Source organism: Amycolatopsis sp. NPDC114504, from assembly GCF_055633595.1.
The window spans coordinates 1904816-1921294 of record NZ_JBVKDU010000001.1 but is presented as its reverse complement, the minus strand read 5'-3'; the positions used below and the strand labels follow the sequence as shown (position 1 = coordinate 1921294).

Sequence of the window (16479 nt, the reverse complement as noted above, 5' to 3'; positions counted from 1 at the left end):
AACCCGTCCGTACCTACCCGGACATGCCAGCGCCGAACCTACCGTGCACCCCGGCGGCTACGCTTCCGTGGTGTCGAAGTTCCCGACCGTGCTGAAACGCCTGGTCCTCGGACGTCCGTTCCGCAGTGACAGGCTCGCTCACACGCTCCTGCCGAAGCGCATCGCGCTGCCTATCTTCGCGTCCGACGCGCTCTCGAGCGTGGCGTACGCCCCCGAAGAGATCTTCCTGACGCTGAGCGTCGCGGGCCTCTCCGCCTACGCGCTGGCGCCGTGGATCGGCATCATGGTCGCGCTGGTGATGCTGGTCGTCGTCGCGTCGTACCGGCAGAACGTGCACGCCTACCCCAGCGGCGGCGGCGACTACGAGGTCGCCAACACGAACCTGGGCGGGAAGTTCGGGCTGACCGTGGCGAGCGCGCTGCTCGTCGACTACGTCCTGACGGTCGCCGTGTCCACTTCGTCCGGTGTGGCCAACATCGGGTCGGCCGTGCCGTGGGTGGCGCAGCACAAGGTGCTCGCGTCGATCGTCATCGTGGTCGTGCTGACCTCGTTGAACCTGCGCGGCATCCGGGAGTCGGGGAAGGCCTTCGCGATCCCGACATACGGGTTCATCCTGGGCATCATGGTGATGGTCGCCTGGGGCCTGTTCCGGGCGGCGACCGGCGCCGACATGAAGGCCGAGAGCGCCGGGTTCACGTTGAACGCCGAGGGGACCTTCGCGGGCGTCGCGTACGCCTTCCTAGTGCTGCGCGCGTTCTCCTCCGGTGCGGCGGCGCTGACCGGGGTCGAGGCGATCAGCAACGGCGTCCCGGCGTTCCAGAAACCCAAGTCGAAGAACGCGGCGACGACGCTGCTGATGATGGGCCTGCTCGCGGTGACCATGCTGGTCGGCATCATCACGCTGGCCTCGATCACCGACGTCAAGTTCGCCGAAGACCCGGCGGAGCAGCTCGCCGGCGCGCCCGCCGGCTACGAGCAGAAGACGATCGTCGCGCAGATCGCGCACGCGGTGTTCGCCGACTTCCCGCCGGCGTTCTACTACATCTCCTTCTCCACCGGCATCATCCTGCTGCTGGCCGCGAACACCGCGTTCAACGGCTTCCCGGTGCTGGGCTCGATCCTGGCGCAGGACCGCTACCTGCCGCGGCAGCTGCACACGCGCGGCGACCGGCTGGCGTTCTCCAACGGGATCCTGTTCCTCTCGGCGTTCGCGCTGGTGCTGATCATCGCGTTCGACGCCGAGGTCACGCGGCTCATCCAGCTCTACATCGTGGGTGTGTTCGTGTCGTTCACGGTGAGTCAGGCCGGCATGATTCGGCACTGGAACCGGTTGCTGGCCAAGGAAACCGACCCGGCCAAGCGGCGGCGGATGCGGCGCTCGCAGACGGTGAACGCGGTCGGCCTGACCATGACCGGCGTCGTGCTGGTGATCGTGCTCATCACGAAGTTCCTGCTCGGCGCGTGGATCGCGATCGCGGCGATGGTGGCGATCTTCGTGCTGATGACGGCTATCCGCAAGCACTACGACCGCGTCGCCGACGAGCTGAAGGACCTCGGCGACACCCCGACCGTGCTGCCGTCGCGCAACCACGCGATCGTGCTGGTGTCCAAACTGCACCGGCCGACGCTGCGCGCGCTGGCCTACGCCAAGGCGATGCGCCCGGACGTCCTCGAAGCCGTGACGGTCAATGTGGACGATGCGGACACGCGCAGGCTCACCGCTGAATGGGACGCCCACAACTTCAAGGTGCCGCTGAAGGTCGTCGAGTCGCCCTACCGCGAAATCACGAAACCGGTCCTGGACTACGTGAAGCGCGTGCGCGGCGACAACCCGCGCAACGTCGTCACGGTGTTCATCCCGGAGTACGTGGTCGGGCACTGGTGGGAACAGGTGCTGCACAACCAGAGCGCGCTGCGGCTCAAGGGCCGCCTGCTGTTCCAGTCCGGTGTGATCGTCGCGAGCGTGCCGTGGCAGCTGGAGTCCTCGGCCAAGGCGGCCGCGCGCGTCCGGAACGAACGTCCCGCGGCCGGCGACGTCCGCCGCGGCTTCTCACCCAACGGAAAGCCGGTCACGGCGCCGAAGCCCAAGGAGCCTGCCGAATGACGAGCTGGCTGGGCCGGGTCCTCGAGGTCGAGGTCGGCGCGGTGGCGCACGGCGGCCACTGCGTGGCGCGTGCCGACGGCCGCGTCGTGTTCGTCCGGCACGCGCTGCCGGGCGAGCAGGTCCGCGTCGAGGTCACCGAGGACAACGGCGGGTCCTTCTGCCGCGGCGACGCGATCGAGGTGCTGTCGGCGTCGGAGTTCCGGGTCGAACCGCCGTGCCCGCTCGCGGTGCCCGGCGGTTGCGGAGGGTGCGACTGGCAGCACGCTTCCCCCGCGTACCAACGCTCGTTGAAGGCTTCGGTGGTGGCGGAACAGCTCCAGCGGCTGGCCGGCATCGAGCGCGAGGTCGTCGTGGAGGCTCTCGACGGCGGTCCGCTGGACTGGCGCAGCCGCGTCCGGCTGGTCGCCGACCGCGAGGGACGCGCGGGCCTGCGCGCCCACCACAGCCACCGGGTGGTGGCCCTGGAGGACTGCCCGATCGCGGTGCCGGGCGAGCTCGACGACGTCCTGGCGCGGCGCTGGCGGCCGGGCAGCGAGCTCGAGGTCACCAGCGACGGCGACGGCGGTGTCCACGTGCGCGAGCTGTCGACGGTCCGCGGCAAGGTCCGCGCCCGGCAGCTGGCGGGCGGCGTGGCCGTTCAGCACGCGGCCGGGCGCGACTGGCACCTCGACGCGCACGGCTTCTGGCAGGTCCACCCGGCGGCGGCGTCGACGCTGGCCGCCGTCGTGGCCGAGTGGGCGGACGCCCCCGCGGGTGGTTCGGCGTGGGACCTCTACGCCGGGGTCGGGCTGTTCGCGTCGGTGCTGGCTTCGCAGGTCGGCCCGGCGGGCCGGGTGCTGGCGATCGAGTCCGGCCGGCGCGCGGTCGCCGACGGCGAGAAGAACCTGGCCGACCTGCCCCAGGTCTCCTGGGAGGCCGGGCGCGTCGAGCACGTGCTGGAGTCGGCCCCGAAGCCCGTGGACGTCGTGGTGCTGGACCCGCCGCGCAAGGGGGCGGGCAAGGCGGTGGTGGAGTCGATCGTCGCGGGTTCACCCGATCGGATCGTCTACGTGGCGTGCGACCCCGCGGCACTGGCCCGTGACCTGGCGACCTTCGCGTCGCACGGCTACGGCCTGACGGATCTGCGGGCGTTCGACGCGTTCCCGATGACCCACCACGTGGAGTGCGTGGCGCTGCTGTCCTGAGTTTTGTCGGTGGTGACCGTCACACTGCGGGCATGACTCCTCTCGACGACTTCGATCGCGCGGCCTCGACGGTGACTTCCCTGGTCAGCGCGCTCCGTGACGACCAGTGGACCCTGCCGACGGCGTGCGCGGACTGGGACGTCCGCGCGGTGGTCAACCACCTCGCGCACGGCAACGCGAAGGTCGCGTTCTGGGCCGGGTTGGGTCCACCGGTCCCGGACGGCGACTATCTCGGTGCGTCCCCGGCTTCGGCTTTCGTGGCGTCCGTCGCGGCGGCGCGGGAGGTGCTGGCCTCGCCCGGGTTGTTCGCGCGGAAGGTGACGACCCCGCTGGGGGAGGTGCCGGGCGTGTTCCTCGTCCACATGCGCGTGAACGAGTACCTGGCCCACGGCTGGGACCTCGCGGCCGCGACCGGTGCGTCGACCGACCTGCTGCCGGACCTCGCGGAGGGGGCGCTGGAGCAGTGGCGGTCCCGGTTCGGTGCGGCGCCCCGGCAGCCGGGCGGCCCGTTCGGACCGGAGGTGGAGGCACCGCCCGGGGCGACGCCGGCCGACCGGCTGGCGGCGTTCCTCGGCCGGAAGGCGGTGAACGGCTAGCTACCGCTTGGCGAAGAAGTCCCGCGACGGCCGAGGCGCCCACACCAGGACGACGACGGCGAGCTGCGCGAGGGCGGCCACGGGGATGACGGCGTGGAACATCGGCGACGACGACCACGAGAAGAAGCCGAAGACCACCGACAGCAGCTGCGAGACGACGGTGAGCCGGCGCGTCCACGGCCGGCCCGAGCCCAGCTTGACGACCAGGAGGAGGCAGAGGAGGAGCAGCAGGCCGTGGAAGACGGCCCCGGAGACCACGGCGACATCGGCCGACCGCGCGACCTCGGCGGCCCCGAAATCCGGGTGCTGCACGGCGATCTGATCACGCAGGGTGTCCTCGCGCGCGCCCATGACGATCGGGATGACGAGGTGGCTCAGCCCGACGAGGGCCAGGAGGGCCCGGGCGGCCTGGACGGGCTTGGGTGCGCTCTTCGCGCGGGTGGTCGTGTCCACGTCAGTCCTCCTGCATGCGGGCCCGCTGCCAGCGCGGGCCGGTCGGTGGGGTGCTGCTGGTTTCGCCGCGCCGGGCCCAGGCGTCGTTGAGGCGGGTGATGAGGACCCGCGCGGTGGCGACGTCTTCGTCCGGCCAGTCGGCGATGACCTGCGCGAACACGGCGGCACCGGCATCGACGGTGGCGTCGATCTCGGCCTGCCCACCCGGCGAGACCCGGACGAGAAAGGTCCGCGAGTCACCCGGATCCGCCTCGACGACGACGCGGCCATCCCGTTCGAGAGCGGAGAGGTGCCGGCTGGTGGCGGACGCGGTGAGGCCGAGCTCCGCGGCAATATCCCGCGGCCGCAGCGGCCCCCGGGCGGAGACAAGCCCGAGCACGCGGACGCGAGTGAGGTCGATCCGCCGCGAGATCTGCCGATGTCCCTGGTCGATGAGCTCCATAACGGCCCGCGCCAGCTCGGCGGCTTCGTTTCGTTGCGGCATGAAACGAGTTTAGCGGAGGTGTGGGCGTTGCGGGAAGGCTCGCTTCAGCCGCCGCTCCGCGATCAGTGCGGCTCCGGCACCCCACTAACACCGCCGCGCTCGCGATCAGCGGGGCGGCAGCACCTCGCTCAGCTGCTGCCCGGTCGGCCGCCGTCATCGCGACCCGGACATCGGCAGCGCTCAGGGCCGGCCGCACTCCGCTCAGGCCTCTGGGCGCGCCGCGAAGGTCGCCGCCGGGCCGGCTGCGGCAGCGCTGGGGGCCTGCTCACGCCGCTCGGCGAGCCGCGAAGGCTGCTGGCAGGTGCCCCAGAGCAGCGCCGAAGGGCGCCGTACCCCGCTCAGGCCGCTCGGCGCACCGCGAACGCCGCCGCCAAACCGGCCAGCCGCGACCTGCGGGCATCGGCCACGCCCTGCTCACGCCGCTCGGCGAGCCGCGAAGGCTGCTGGCAGGTGCCCCAGAGCAGCGCCGAAGGGCGCCGTACCCCGCTCAGGCCGCTCGGCGCACCGCGAACGCCGCCGCCAAACCGGCCAGCCGCGACCTGCGGGCATCGGCCACGCCCTGCTCACGCCGCTCGGCGAGCTGCGAAGGCTGCCAGCAGGTGCCCCAGATCAGCGCCTAAGGGCTGCCGCACCCAGCTCAAGCCGCCCGGCGCACCGCGAACGCCGCCGCCAACCCGGCCGCCGTCATCGCCACCCCCGACACCAACAGCACCCACGACCCCGCCCCCGGTACCACCCGCGCCGCCGGCTGCATTCTCGTCACTCCCGGGAGCGTCACCACCAGATGGCGCAGCACCACGCCCGTCACCACCAGACCCGGGAGGCACGTCATCGCCAGCGGCTCGTCCTGGTGGCGGGCGAACGTCAGGTACGCCAGCGTCCCCGCGATCAGCACCGCTGCCGCGCAGACCAGGCGCAACCCCAGGTCCAGCTCCGGATCCGGCGTCCCCGGCGGGAGCATCCCGGGGTAGTCCGCCGTGCGCAGGGTCAGGCCCGCGATCACGCCGAGGCTCGCGATCCCCACCGCCACGGCGCGCGGGCCCCGAAACCGCTTCCCCGGTCGATGCTGGTCCACTCCGGCCTCCCTGCGTCGCGGTGGACGCAGCATAAGACGCGGGAAACGGCTTTCCGAGCACCTTTCCGGCGCTGGGCCGTTCGGTGGATCCCGATCGGGCGACGCGCCCCGCGTCAGCCGGCGAACCAGTGCTGCGGTGCCGGCCGGAGGTTCTGGTAGATGTGCTTGACCTCGGTGTACTCGGCGAGCCCCGTCGGGCCCAGCTCGCGGCCGAAGCCGGACTGCCTGTAGCCGCCCCACTCGGCCTGGGGCAGGTACGGGTGGAAGTCGTTGATCCAGACCGTCCCGTGGCGCAGCCGCCCGGCCACGCGCTGCGCCCGCCCCGCGTCGTTCGTGAACACCGCGCCGGCCAGGCCGTAGTGGGTGTCGTTGGCGATGCGGACCGCGTCGTCCTCGTCGGTGAACGTCTCGACCGTCAGCACCGGCCCGAACGACTCGTCGACGACCGCCGACGAACCCTGTTTCACCTGGTCCAGGATGGTCGGCAGGTAGTAGAAGCCGTCGGCCAATGCCGGGTCGTCCGGCCGGCGGCCACCCGTCCGGAGCACCGCGCCCTCGGCCAGCGCCGCCGCGACGTACGCCTCGATCTTCGCCCGGTGGGCCGCCGAGATCAGGGGGCCCGTCTCCGCCCGGGAGTCGAACGGCCCGCCCAGGCGGATCCGCTCGGCCCGGCGCACCAGCTCGGCGACGAACTCGTCGTGCCACTCGCGCTGCACGATCAGCCGCGTGCCCGCCGAGCACACCTGGCCCGAGTGCAGGAACACCGCCGTCAGCGCGTAGTCGACCGCCGTCTCGAAGTCGGCGTCGGCGAAGACCACGTTCGGGTTCTTCCCGCCCAGCTCCAGGGCCACTTTCTTGACCGTCGCGGCCGCCGCGGCGGCGATGACGCGCCCGGTCGCCAGCCCGCCGGTGAACGACACCAGGTCGACGTCCGGGTGCTCGGCCAGCGGCGCGCCCACCTCGGCGCCCGCGCCCAGCACCAGGTTGCCGACCCCCGCGGGCAGGCCCGCCTCGGTGAGCAGCTTCAGGAACAGGATCGAGGTGTGCGGCGTCAGCTCGCTGGGCTTGAGCACGAACGTGTTGCCCGCGGCCAGCGCCGGCGCGATCTTCCACACGGTCTGCAGCAGCGGGTAGTTCCACGGCGTGATCAGCCCGCAGACGCCGACCGGTTCGTGCACGATCCGGCTGAACGCGTCCGGGTTGCCGGTGTCGACGACGCGGCCCGCGTCCTGCGCCGCGAGCTTGCCGAAGTACCGCAGGCAGGCGGCGATGTCGGCCATGTCGTAGCGGCTCTCGACCAGGCGCTTGCCGGTGTCGAGGGACTCGGCGCGCGCGAACGCCTCCGCGTCGCGATCGAGGAGGTCCGCGGTGCGCAGCAGCAGGTCACCGCGCAGGTGCGCGGGCGTGCCGGGCCACGGGCCGGTGTCGAACGCCCGCCGCGCCGCCGCGATGGCGGCCTCGGTGTCCTTGGCGGTGCCCTCGGCGACGGTCGCGACCAGGGAACCGTCGGCCGGGCAGCGGATCTCCCGCCGGCCGCCGCCGATCGCGTCCACCCAGTCGCCGCCGATGAAGAAGTCCGCCATGCGTCCCATTCTCGTGGCCACAGCGCGTGACCGCCACAGCACCGCGGGGAGACGAGGTTCACCCCGGGAGATGACGTGTGATCGCGCTCCGCCTGTGACGCCGGACGCGGCGGGCGGAGGCGCGGTGGCCGTCCTCCGTAGACTGGCCGGACGCGGGGCGTGCCGATCAAGTGAGGTGGAGACGAGTGACGTTGCTGGAGTCCGTCAACGGACCGGCGGACCTGAAGCGCATGAGTGTCGAGGACCTCGGCGAACTGTCCGCCGAGATCCGGGACTTCCTCGTCGACAAGGTCCGCCGCGCCGGCGGGCACCTGGGGCCGAACCTCGGCGTCGTCGAGCTGACCATCGCGTTGCACCGCGTGTTCGACTCGCCGCGCGACGCGATCGTCTGGGACGTCGGGCACCAGGCCTACGTGCACAAGATCGTCACCGGCCGCGCCGAAGGCTTCGACCGGCTGCGCCAGACCGGCGGCGTCACCGGTTACCCGTCGCGCGCGGAGAGTGACCACGACTGGGTCGAAAGCAGCCACGCCTCGTCCGCACTGTCCTATGTGGACGGCCTGGCCAAGGCGTTCGCCCTGGGCGAGGGCGAGCGGCACGCGGTCGCCATCGTCGGGGACGGCGCGCTCACCGGCGGCATGTGCTGGGAGGCGCTCAACAACATCGCCGCGCACCGCGAGCGCCCGGTCGTCATCGTCATCAACGACAACGGCCGCTCCTACTCGCCGACCATCGGCGGCGTCGCCGACCACCTCGCGGCGCTGCGCCTGCAGCCCGGCTACGAGCGGCTGCTCGACGGCGGCCGCGAGATCCTCAAGCACACCCCGGTCGTCGGCAAGCCGATCTACGCCGCGCTGCACGCCGCGAAGGCCGGGCTGAAGGACGCCCTGAGCCCGCAGGCGATGTTCTCCGACCTCGGCCTGAAGTACCTCGGGCCGGTGGACGGCCACGACCAGGTGGCGCTGGAGAAGGCCCTGCACAGCGCGAAGACGTTCGGCGGCGCGGTGATCGTGCACGTGGTGACCGAGAAGGGCCACGGCTACGCGCCCGCGGTCAACCACGAGCACGACCAGATGCACCAGACCGACCCGATCGACCCCGAGACCGGCCTGCCGCCGGTCAAGGGCCCGAGCTGGACCGGCGTGTTCGGCGACGAGCTGGCGAAGATCGGCGCCGAGCGCGAGGACGTCGTCGCGATCACCGCGGCGATGCTGCGCTCGACCGGCCTCGACAAGTTCGCCGAGGCGTTCCCGGACCGCTGGTACGACGTCGGCATCGCCGAGCAGCACGCGGTCACGTCGGCCGCCGGGCTGGCGATGGGCGGGCTGCACCCGGTCGTCGCGATCTACTCGACGTTCCTCAACCGGGCTTTCGACCAGATGCTGATGGACGTCGCTTTGCATCGCCAGCCGGTGACGCTGGTGCTGGACCGCGCCGGCATCACGGGCCCGGACGGCCCGAGTCACCACGGCATGTGGGACCTTTCGCTGCTCGGCATGGTGCCGGGGATGCGGGTGGCTGCTCCGCGTGACCCGGCGACGCTGCGGGAGGAGCTGCGGGAGGCTGTCGCTGTCTCGGATGGTCCGACTGCGCTGCGGTTCTCCAAAGGCAAGGTCGGTACCGACGTCGCCGCGGTCGAGCGTGTGGGCACGGTCGACGTGCTGCGCCGCCCGAAGGAGGGCGCCGACGTCCTGCTGGTGACGGTGGGGCCGTTCGCGACGCTGGGCCTGGCGGCCGCTGCCCGGCTGGCGGACCAGGGCATCGGCGTGACGGTCGTCGACCCGCGCTGGGTCCTGCCGGTCCCGGCGGAGCTGGTGGCGCTCGCGTCACAGCACAAGCTCGTGGTCACGGTCGAGGACAGCGGCCGCCACGGCGGCTTCGGCTCGGCCCTGGCGGCGGTCTTCCGGGACGCGGAGTGCGACGTCCCGCTGCGGGATCTGGCGGTGCCGCAGACGTTCCACGACCTGGGCAGCCGGGACGAGGTGCTGGGGCGGATCGGGTTGACCGCTCAGGATGTGGCTCGGCGGGTTACTGAGTGGGCTTCTCGGCTTGGGTCTTCTTCGGAGTCTGCTCCGGCCAAGGATGTCAATCGCAGGTGAAAAGATTGTTCCGTGGTGGGGGCTGAGGCGAACACCTCTGCTGGTTCTGGGAACAGCTTCACCAGTACCGGATATGCCACCGCTGCCGTCGCCAACGTCACCAGCAGGCTCACGTCCACTCCGCCCGCTATGTCTCGCAGGGGCCCGCGATCATCGGCGTGTTCGCGCACAGCAGCCCGAGCGTTGTTGCCGGGATCCAGGCTGCCATTGCTCGCCAGTTCACTCCGTGGGCGAACCAATAGCGGCCGCCTCGGCGGCCCTCGTTGAACACCTGCAGGTCCGCCACGTCGTAGAAGCCGCGCCGCTGGACGAAGCCGATCATCATGATCACCATCCAGGGGGATGTGCACAGCACGATCAGCGTTGCGAACGCGTTGATGCTCGACACCATGTCCAGTGCGAAGTTGCCGATGAAGATGAATGCCACGCTCAGCGTTCCGATCAGCAGCGTTGCCTGGACCCGGGACAGCTTCGGGAAGATCGAACTGAAGTCCAGGCCCGTGCCGTACAACGACGTCGTGCCCGTGGACAGGCCGCCGATCAGGGCCACCACGATCAGCGGGATCGCGTACCACAGCGGGGAAACCGCCGTCAGCCCCGTGATGTAGTCGGCCGGGTCCGCCACCAGGGTCGCCGTCGCGATGCCGAAGCCGAACGGCAGCAACGTCGCCACCTGCGCGAGGAACGGCGCTGCCAGCAGAGAACGTTTGCTGAAAGATGAAGGGATGTAGCGGGCCCAGTCGCCGAGGAACGCTCCGAATGAGATCGGGTTGGCCAGGGCCGTCAGGGCCGCCAACGTGAACGTCGGCCAGAACGTGCCCAGTGCGTACGTTCCCGTGCCCGCGTAGCCCGGGTCGAACGTGCCGCCATAGGCGACGATCCCGAGCAGCATGATCGCCGTGCCGAGGACCACCGCTACCCGGTTGACCAGGAGCATGAACCGGTAGCCGTAGATGCAGACGACCAGCGTCGCGATCGCGATGAGCCCGTACGCCACGGCCCGTAGTGTCGCGCCGCCGTCGAAGCCGAACAGCCGTTGTGCCGCGCCGGCCACCGCGTCGCCGCTTACCCAGACCGAGATCGCGAAGAACGTTATTGCCGTCAGCAGGGACAGGAACGAGCCGACGCAGCGGCCGACCACGCCGAAGTGTGCGCCCGATGACACCGCGTTGTTCGTGCGCGTCCGTGGCCCGAACAACGCCATCGGCGCCAGTACCAGCCCGCCTACGACCACGCCGAGCGCTGTCGCCAGTGCCGCATCGCGGAAGCTCAGCCCGTACGCGATCGGGAGTGTGCCCAGGATGATCGTCGCGAACGTGTTCGCGCCGCCGAACGCCATCCGGAACAGGTCGCGCGGGCGCGATGTCTGCTCCTCCGGCGGGATCGGGGCGATGCCGTGCTGCTCGACCTCGGTGATCTTGTCGCTCATGCGAACCTCGTCATCACGTGCTTGACGCGGGTGTACTCGGCGAAGGCGTATCCGGAGAGGTCCTTGCCGTGGCCGGAGTGGCCGAACCCGCCGTGCGGCATCTCGGCCACCAGCGGTCCGTGCGTGTTCACCCACACGCAGCCGAAGTCCAGCTCGGCCGACACCCGCGCGGCGACGCCGAGGTCGTTCGTCCAGACCGACGACGCCAGGCCGTACGGGACGCCGTTGGCCAGCTCGACGCCCGAAGCTTCGTCCGAAAAGGACTGGACGGTGATGACCGGGCCGAAGATCTCCTCCTGGACGATCTCGTCGTCCTGGTGGAGGCCGGAAACCACCGTGGGGGAGAAGTAGAAGCCCCGGGAACCGAACCGCGTCCCGCCGGTCTCGATCCGCGCGTGCGAAGGCAGCCGTGAGATCAAGCCCTCGACGCGCGAGAACTGCGCCGCGCTGTTAAGCGGCCCGTAGTCGACGCCCGGCGTCTGCGATGCGGCAGCCTTCGCCAGTGAAGCGACGAAGTCGTCGTGGATCGACTCGTGCACCAGCACCCGGCTGCCCGCCGTGCAGTCCTGCCCGGCGTTGTAGAACGCGGCGCCCACGATGCCTTCCACCGCCGACGCGACGTCGACGTCCGGGAACACCAGCAGCGGTGCGTTGCCGCCCAGCTCCAGGTGGGTGCGCTTGAGGTCGGCGGCCGCGACGGTCGCGACGTCGATGCCCGCCCGCGTCGACCCGGTGATCGACACCAGCTCGGTGATCGGGTGGCGCACCAGCGCCCGGCCGGTGTCGCGGTCGCCGGTCAGCACGGTGAACGCCCCCGCGGGCAGGAACTCCGCGGCCACGCGAGCCAGCAGCACGGCGGTCGACGGCGTCGTCTCGGCCGGCTTCAGCACCACGGTGTTGCCCGCGGCCAGCGCCGGCGCGATCTTCCAGACCGCCATCATCAGCGGGTAGTTCCACGGCGCGATCTGCGCGCAGACGCCCACCGGCTCGCGGCGGATCACCGACGTGTGGCCCGGCGTGTACTCCCCGGCGGCCGTGCCCTCCAGGTGCCGCGCGGCGCCGGCGAAGAACCGCAGCGCGCTCACGCACTCCGGGATCTCCTCCTCCAGCACGACCGACCGGATCTTGCCCGTCTCGCGCACCTCCAGGTCGGCGAATTCCGAAGCCCGCGCTTCGAGGGCGTCGGCGATCTTCAGCAGGGCCAGCTGCCGCTGCGCCGGAGTGCTGCGCCGCCAGACCGCAAACGCTTGCGCCGCGGCTTCGAGCGCCGTGTCCACATCGGACTGCGAGGCGATTGCGCTGGTGCCGAACACCTCACCCGTCGCCGGGTCGGTCAGGTCGAGCGTGCGGGCGTCGGTCATGCCTTCTCCAGGTGGGTCGGCGCGAACAGCTTCAGCAGGGCGGGGAGGACGACCACGGACGGCCCGGGCGTGCGCAGCGCTTCGGCGAGATCCGCGCCCACCGTGTCCAGAGTGGACAACGTCGCGGGCACGCCGAACGACGAAGCCAGGGCCACGAAGTCGGGCCGGGCCAGCTCGGTGGCCGTGGTGTGGCCGAACGCGTCGGTGAGGTACTCGCGCAGGACGCCGTAGCCGCCGTCGTCGACGACCAGCCACGTGACGTCGAGGCCGTGCTGGACCGCGGTGGCCAGCTCGGCGACGCCGTACATCGCGCCGCCGTCACCGGACACGGCGAGTGTGGGCCTCCCGGCGGCCGCGCCGCCGAGCGCGCCCGGCAGGCCGTAGCCCAGCCCGCCCGCGCCCTGCGCGGTGTGGATCGGCGCGCCCTCGGGGTTCCACGCCGACCAGGCCCAGTACGCGGCGATCGTCATGTCCCAGAACGTCTGCGTGCCCTCGGGCAGCGCCGCGCGGATGTCGTCGATCAGCTTGCGCTCGACGGCCAGGTCCTGATCGTCCAATCGCGACTCCACGGACGACACCAGCGAAGCGACGGCGGCTTCCGCCCGGCCGTCGGACGCCCGCATCGGCACCCACTCCAGCAGTGCCTGCAGCGTGAGCTTGACGTCGGCGTGGATGCCCAGGCCCGGGTAGTTCGACTCCAGCTTGCCGAGATCGGCCTCGACCTGGATCACCTGGCCGCGCGGGGCGAACTCGCGGTAGTTGCTGGACAGCTCGCCCAGCCCCGAGCCGAGCACCAGCAGGACGTCCGCGGACGCGAGGAACTCCGTCGTGTGCCAGTCCTCCATCCACGACCGCCCGGACAGCTCGTGGTCCCAGCCGAAGACGCCCTTGCCGCCGAAGGTCGAGATGACCGGGGCGCGCAGGGCCTCGGCCAGCGCCGTCAGCTCGGCGTGCGCGCCGGACCGCAGCGCGCCGCCGCCGGCGAGGATCACCGGGTTCGACGCCGCGGCCAGCAGATCGGCCGCCGCGGTGACCAGCTCGGGCAGCGGTTCCAGCGGCGGGGGAGCGGCCGCGACCGACGTGATCGGCGGGATCCCGGCCGGGCCGAGCAGCACGTCCTGCGGGATCTCGACCCACACCGGGCCGTACGGTGCCGTCGCGGCCGACGTCCACGCCTCCCGCAACGCCGACGGGATCTGGCTCGCGCGGCGCACGACGTGCACCGACTTCACGACGTCCCGGAAGCTCGCCTGCTGGTCGGGCAGCTCGTGCAGGTAACCGTGCCGCCCGCCGCCGAGCCCGGCGACCGGGACCTGGCTGGAGATGCCGAGCACCGGCACCGACGCCGCGCGGGACTCCTGCAGGGAGGCCAACGTCAGCAGCGCGCCCGGGCCGGTCGAGACGAGCAGGGGCGTCACCGGCACCGGGCCGTCGGGGTTCGCCGCGAGCCGGGCGCGGGCGTGCCCGTCGGCGGCGAAGGCGAGGTTGTTCTCGACGCGTCCGCTGATCACCCGCAGGTCGCCGGCTCGCCGCAGCGCCTCGAACAGGCCGAGCGCGTGCTGGCCCGGCAGGCCGAACACGGTGTCGGCGCCCAGCGCGCGGAGGGTTTCGACGACGACGTCGCCGCCGATGCGGTCGGTATCGGTCATGCGCTCTTTCCCAACGACAGCAGGCTCACCAGGTCGTAGGCGACGTGGGAGGCCGCGATGGCGGTGATCTCGGCGTGATCGTAGGCGGGGGCCAGCTCGACGACGTCGGCCCCGATCAGGTTGAGATCACGCAGCCCGCGCAGGATTTCGAGCAGCTCGCGGCTGGTCATGCCGCCCGCCTCGGGGGTGCCGGTGCCGGGGGCGTGGGCCGGGTCGAGCACGTCGATGTCGACCGAGATGTAGAGCGGCCGGTCGCCGATCCGCTGCCGCAGCGCGTCCACGGTTTCGGCGACGCCTCGGCGCAGGACGTCGCCGGAGGTGACGATGCCGAAGCCGAGCCGCCGGTCCTCTTCGAGGTCGCGCTTGCCGTACAGCGGCCCGCGCGTACCGACGTGCGACAGCGCGCTCGTGTCGAGGATGCCTTCCTCCGACGCCCGCCGGAACGGGGTGCCGTGGGTGTACGGCTCGCCGAAGTAGGTGTCCCAGGTGTCGAGGTGCGCGTCGAAGTGCAGCAGGGCGACGGGCCCGTGCTGCTTCGCCGCGGCCCGCAGCAGCGGCAGCGCGATGGTGTGGTCGCCGCCGACCGTCACCAGCCGCGTCCCGTTCGCCTGCAGCGCCTCGGCTTCCTGCTGCAGCGTCTCGATCGCCTCGCCGATGTTGAACGGGTTGACCGCGATGTCCCCGGCGTCGACGACCTGTTTCTCTTCGAACGGCGAGACGTCCAGCTCCGGGTGGTACGGCCGCAGCAGCCGGCTCGCCTCGCGCACCGCCGCCGGGCCGAACCGCGCGCCGGGCCGGTAGGAGACGCCGGAGTCGAAGGGCACCCCGACGACGGCGACGTCGGCGTGCTCGACCTGGTCGATCCGCGGCAGCCGCGCGAAGGTCGCGAAGCCGGCGAACCGGGGGACGCGCGACGAGTCGAGGGGTCCGATGTTAGGCACTGCTGGGCTCCTGTTCCCGGGTTTCGGTGGTGGTGTCTTCGCCGCTGAGGCGGCGGGTCCAGACGGCGAGGATCGAGTCGGCCGTGCGGGGCGTGGCGAAGCTGACGGCCAGGTAGACGACCAGGCTCGCGCCGAGGCCCCAGTAGATCGGGGTGTTGGCGTCGACGCCGTCGATGATCATGAAGGCGGCGACGGACACCGTGCCGGCGACCATCGACGCGTACGCGCCCTGCCGGGTGCCGCGCTTCCAGAACAACGCGCCGATGATCGCGACCAGCAGGCCGCCGACGAGGATGTCGTAGGCGATGGTGAGGGCGTTGACGACGTCGTCGACGATCATCGCGATGCCGATCGCGAGCAGCCCCAGCACGAGCGTGGCGATCCGGTTGCGGCTGACCTCGCCGCCCTTCTTGAGGCCGATCTTGGTGAGCAGGTCCGACGTCGTGGTGGTGGAGCAGGCGATCAGCGCGCCGCTCGCGGTCGACATCATCGCCGACAGCGCGGCGGCCAGCACTAGGCCGCGTACGCCGGTCGGCAGCAGGCGTTCGACGATCGTCGCGAAGGCGTCCTGCGCGCTGGCGAGGTCCGGGTAGAGCGTGTGCGCGGCGGTGCCGATCAGGGCGCCGGCGAGGCCGTAGACCAGGCAGTAGACGCCGGAGGTGATGCCGCCGGACGTCGCGATCGCCGGGGTGCGGGCGGTGAACACGCGCTGCCAGATGTCCTGGCCGATCAGCAGGCCGAAGGTGTAGATCACGAAGTACGTGATGATCGTGTCGGTGCCGATCGAGCTGAAGCTGAAGAAGCTCGCGTCGAGTTTTTCGCTCATGCCGGAGAAGCCGCCCGCGGAAGAGATCGCGACCGGCAGCAGGATCGCCAGGATGCCGATCGTCTTGATGACGAACTGGGCGATGTCGGTGAGCGTGATCGACCACATGCCGCCGAGCACCGAGTAGAGCACGACGATCGAGCCGCCGATCGCGATGCCGGCCCAGTTCGGCAGGTCGAAGAGGACCTTGAAGATGGTCGCGAAGGCCAGCGTCGAGGTGACCGTGAGCATCAGGGTGTAGCCCCACATGACGACGCCGGACACCGCGCTGGTGCGGCCGCCGTAGCGCAGGTCGAGCATCTCGCCGACGGTGTAGACCTTCAGCCGGACCAGCCGCCGCGCGAACAGCGCGTGCAGCACGAGGATGCCGACGCCGATGCTGACGACCAGCCACATGCCGGAGATGCCGTAGGTGTAGCCGAGCTTCACGCCGCCGACGGTGGACGCGCCGCCGAGCACGACGGCCGACATCGTGCCGGAGTACATGAACCAGCCGAGCCGGCGGCCGGCGACGAGGTAGTCGGACTTCGTCTTCGCGAGCCGGAGGCCGTACCAGCCGACCCCGAGCATGCCCGCGATGTACAGGGCGATGACCACGTAGTCCCCGGTCACGGCGTCCTCCTTGCCTCGGTGTTGTTCGGGTCACCGTAGGTACGGCCGGACCCTGTTCGGCATGGGATGATTCGTCCTCAAAT

13 protein-coding genes are annotated in these 16479 nt (G+C 71.3%); 4 read left to right on the top strand and 9 right to left on the bottom strand.

Features of this window, described 5'->3' with window-relative positions; all coding sequences use genetic code 11:
- Positions 1-70: 70 nt before the first annotated feature.
- Genes ACZ7PG_RS08930 through ACZ7PG_RS08920 form a run of 3 tightly spaced genes read left to right on the top strand, consistent with a single transcriptional unit; the run spans position 71 to position 3884 of the window.
- The gene (locus ACZ7PG_RS08930) at positions 71-2104 is read left to right on the top strand and encodes an APC family permease (protein ID WP_470238507.1); all 2034 of its coding nucleotides are present in this window, start codon (positions 71-73) and stop codon (positions 2102-2104) included.
- The gene (locus tag ACZ7PG_RS08925) at positions 2101-3288 is read left to right on the top strand and encodes a class I SAM-dependent RNA methyltransferase (protein WP_470238506.1); all 1188 of its coding nucleotides are present in this window, start codon (positions 2101-2103) and stop codon (positions 3286-3288) included. Before ACZ7PG_RS08930 ends, ACZ7PG_RS08925 begins: the two co-directional genes overlap by 4 nt.
- Positions 3289-3320: 32 nt before the next feature.
- Positions 3321-3884 (top strand): TIGR03086 family metal-binding protein, encoded by a 564-nt coding sequence (locus tag ACZ7PG_RS08920; protein ID WP_470238505.1) that lies wholly within the window; start codon positions 3321-3323, stop codon positions 3882-3884.
- Here ACZ7PG_RS08920 and ACZ7PG_RS08915 read toward each other — a convergent pair whose 3' ends face one another.
- From ACZ7PG_RS08915 to ACZ7PG_RS08900, 4 genes are all read right to left on the bottom strand, one after another.
- A complete protein-coding gene (locus ACZ7PG_RS08915; protein ID WP_470238504.1) occupies positions 3885-4337 on the bottom strand; it encodes a hypothetical protein in 453 nt (150 codons plus the stop codon). It abuts the gene before it with no gap.
- 1 nt (position 4338) lies between these two features.
- On the bottom strand, positions 4339-4821 hold the full coding sequence (locus ACZ7PG_RS08910) for a MarR family winged helix-turn-helix transcriptional regulator (RefSeq protein WP_470238503.1): 483 nt from the start codon (positions 4819-4821) through the stop codon (positions 4339-4341).
- A 637-nt stretch (positions 4822-5458) separates the two neighbouring features.
- The gene (locus ACZ7PG_RS08905) at positions 5459-5896 is read right to left on the bottom strand and encodes a hypothetical protein (protein ID WP_470238502.1); all 438 of its coding nucleotides are present in this window, start codon (positions 5894-5896) and stop codon (positions 5459-5461) included.
- Between the two features lie 113 nt (positions 5897-6009).
- Complete coding sequence (locus tag ACZ7PG_RS08900) at positions 6010-7479, bottom strand: aldehyde dehydrogenase family protein (protein WP_470238501.1); 1470 nt, start codon at positions 7477-7479, stop codon at positions 6010-6012.
- A 185-nt stretch (positions 7480-7664) separates the two neighbouring features.
- On the opposite strand from ACZ7PG_RS08900, the gene dxs reads away from it, so the two are divergent.
- Complete coding sequence (dxs, locus tag ACZ7PG_RS08895) at positions 7665-9578, top strand: 1-deoxy-D-xylulose-5-phosphate synthase (protein WP_470238500.1); 1914 nt, start codon at positions 7665-7667, stop codon at positions 9576-9578.
- Between the two features lie 127 nt (positions 9579-9705).
- On the opposite strand, the gene ACZ7PG_RS08890 is transcribed toward dxs, so the two are convergent.
- The 5 genes from ACZ7PG_RS08890 to ACZ7PG_RS08870 are packed head-to-tail and all read right to left on the bottom strand — an operon-like array spanning position 9706 to position 16396.
- On the bottom strand, positions 9706-11007 hold the full coding sequence (locus ACZ7PG_RS08890) for a purine-cytosine permease family protein (RefSeq protein WP_470238499.1): 1302 nt from the start codon (positions 11005-11007) through the stop codon (positions 9706-9708).
- Positions 11004-12368, bottom strand: coding sequence for an aminobutyraldehyde dehydrogenase (locus tag ACZ7PG_RS08885; protein WP_470238498.1), 1365 nt, complete (start codon positions 12366-12368; stop codon positions 11004-11006). Before ACZ7PG_RS08885 ends, ACZ7PG_RS08890 begins: the two co-directional genes overlap by 4 nt.
- On the bottom strand, positions 12365-14017 hold the full coding sequence (locus ACZ7PG_RS08880; protein WP_470238497.1) for a thiamine pyrophosphate-binding protein: 1653 nt from the start codon (positions 14015-14017) through the stop codon (positions 12365-12367). The genes ACZ7PG_RS08885 and ACZ7PG_RS08880 overlap by 4 nt, the downstream gene beginning before the upstream one ends.
- Positions 14014-14958, bottom strand: a complete 945-nt coding sequence (gene speB, locus ACZ7PG_RS08875) for an agmatinase (RefSeq protein ID WP_470238496.1) — start codon at positions 14956-14958, stop codon at positions 14014-14016. Before speB ends, ACZ7PG_RS08880 begins: the two co-directional genes overlap by 4 nt.
- Complete coding sequence (locus tag ACZ7PG_RS08870) at positions 14951-16396, bottom strand: sodium:solute symporter family protein (protein WP_470238495.1); 1446 nt, start codon at positions 16394-16396, stop codon at positions 14951-14953. Before ACZ7PG_RS08870 ends, speB begins: the two co-directional genes overlap by 8 nt.
- Positions 16397-16479: the final 83 nt, after the last annotated feature.

Excerpts from the sequence above, each read along its gene's own strand:
- ACZ7PG_RS08925 (WP_470238506.1), top strand. The coding sequence starts at position 2,101 with ATGACGAGCTGGCTGGGCCGGGTCCTCGAGGTCGAGGTCGGCGCGGTG.
- ACZ7PG_RS08920 (WP_470238505.1), top strand. The coding sequence starts at position 3,321 with ATGACTCCTCTCGACGACTTCGATCGCGCGGCCTCGACGGTGACTTCC.
- ACZ7PG_RS08910 (WP_470238503.1), bottom strand. The coding sequence starts at position 4,821 with ATGCCGCAACGAAACGAAGCCGCCGAGCTGGCGCGGGCCGTTATGGAG.
- ACZ7PG_RS08900 (WP_470238501.1), bottom strand. The coding sequence starts at position 7,479 with ATGGCGGACTTCTTCATCGGCGGCGACTGGGTGGACGCGATCGGCGGC.
- ACZ7PG_RS08890 (WP_470238499.1), bottom strand. The coding sequence starts at position 11,007 with ATGAGCGACAAGATCACCGAGGTCGAGCAGCACGGCATCGCCCCGATC.
- ACZ7PG_RS08885 (WP_470238498.1), bottom strand. The coding sequence starts at position 12,368 with ATGACCGACGCCCGCACGCTCGACCTGACCGACCCGGCGACGGGTGAG.
- ACZ7PG_RS08880 (WP_470238497.1), bottom strand. The coding sequence starts at position 14,017 with ATGACCGATACCGACCGCATCGGCGGCGACGTCGTCGTCGAAACCCTC.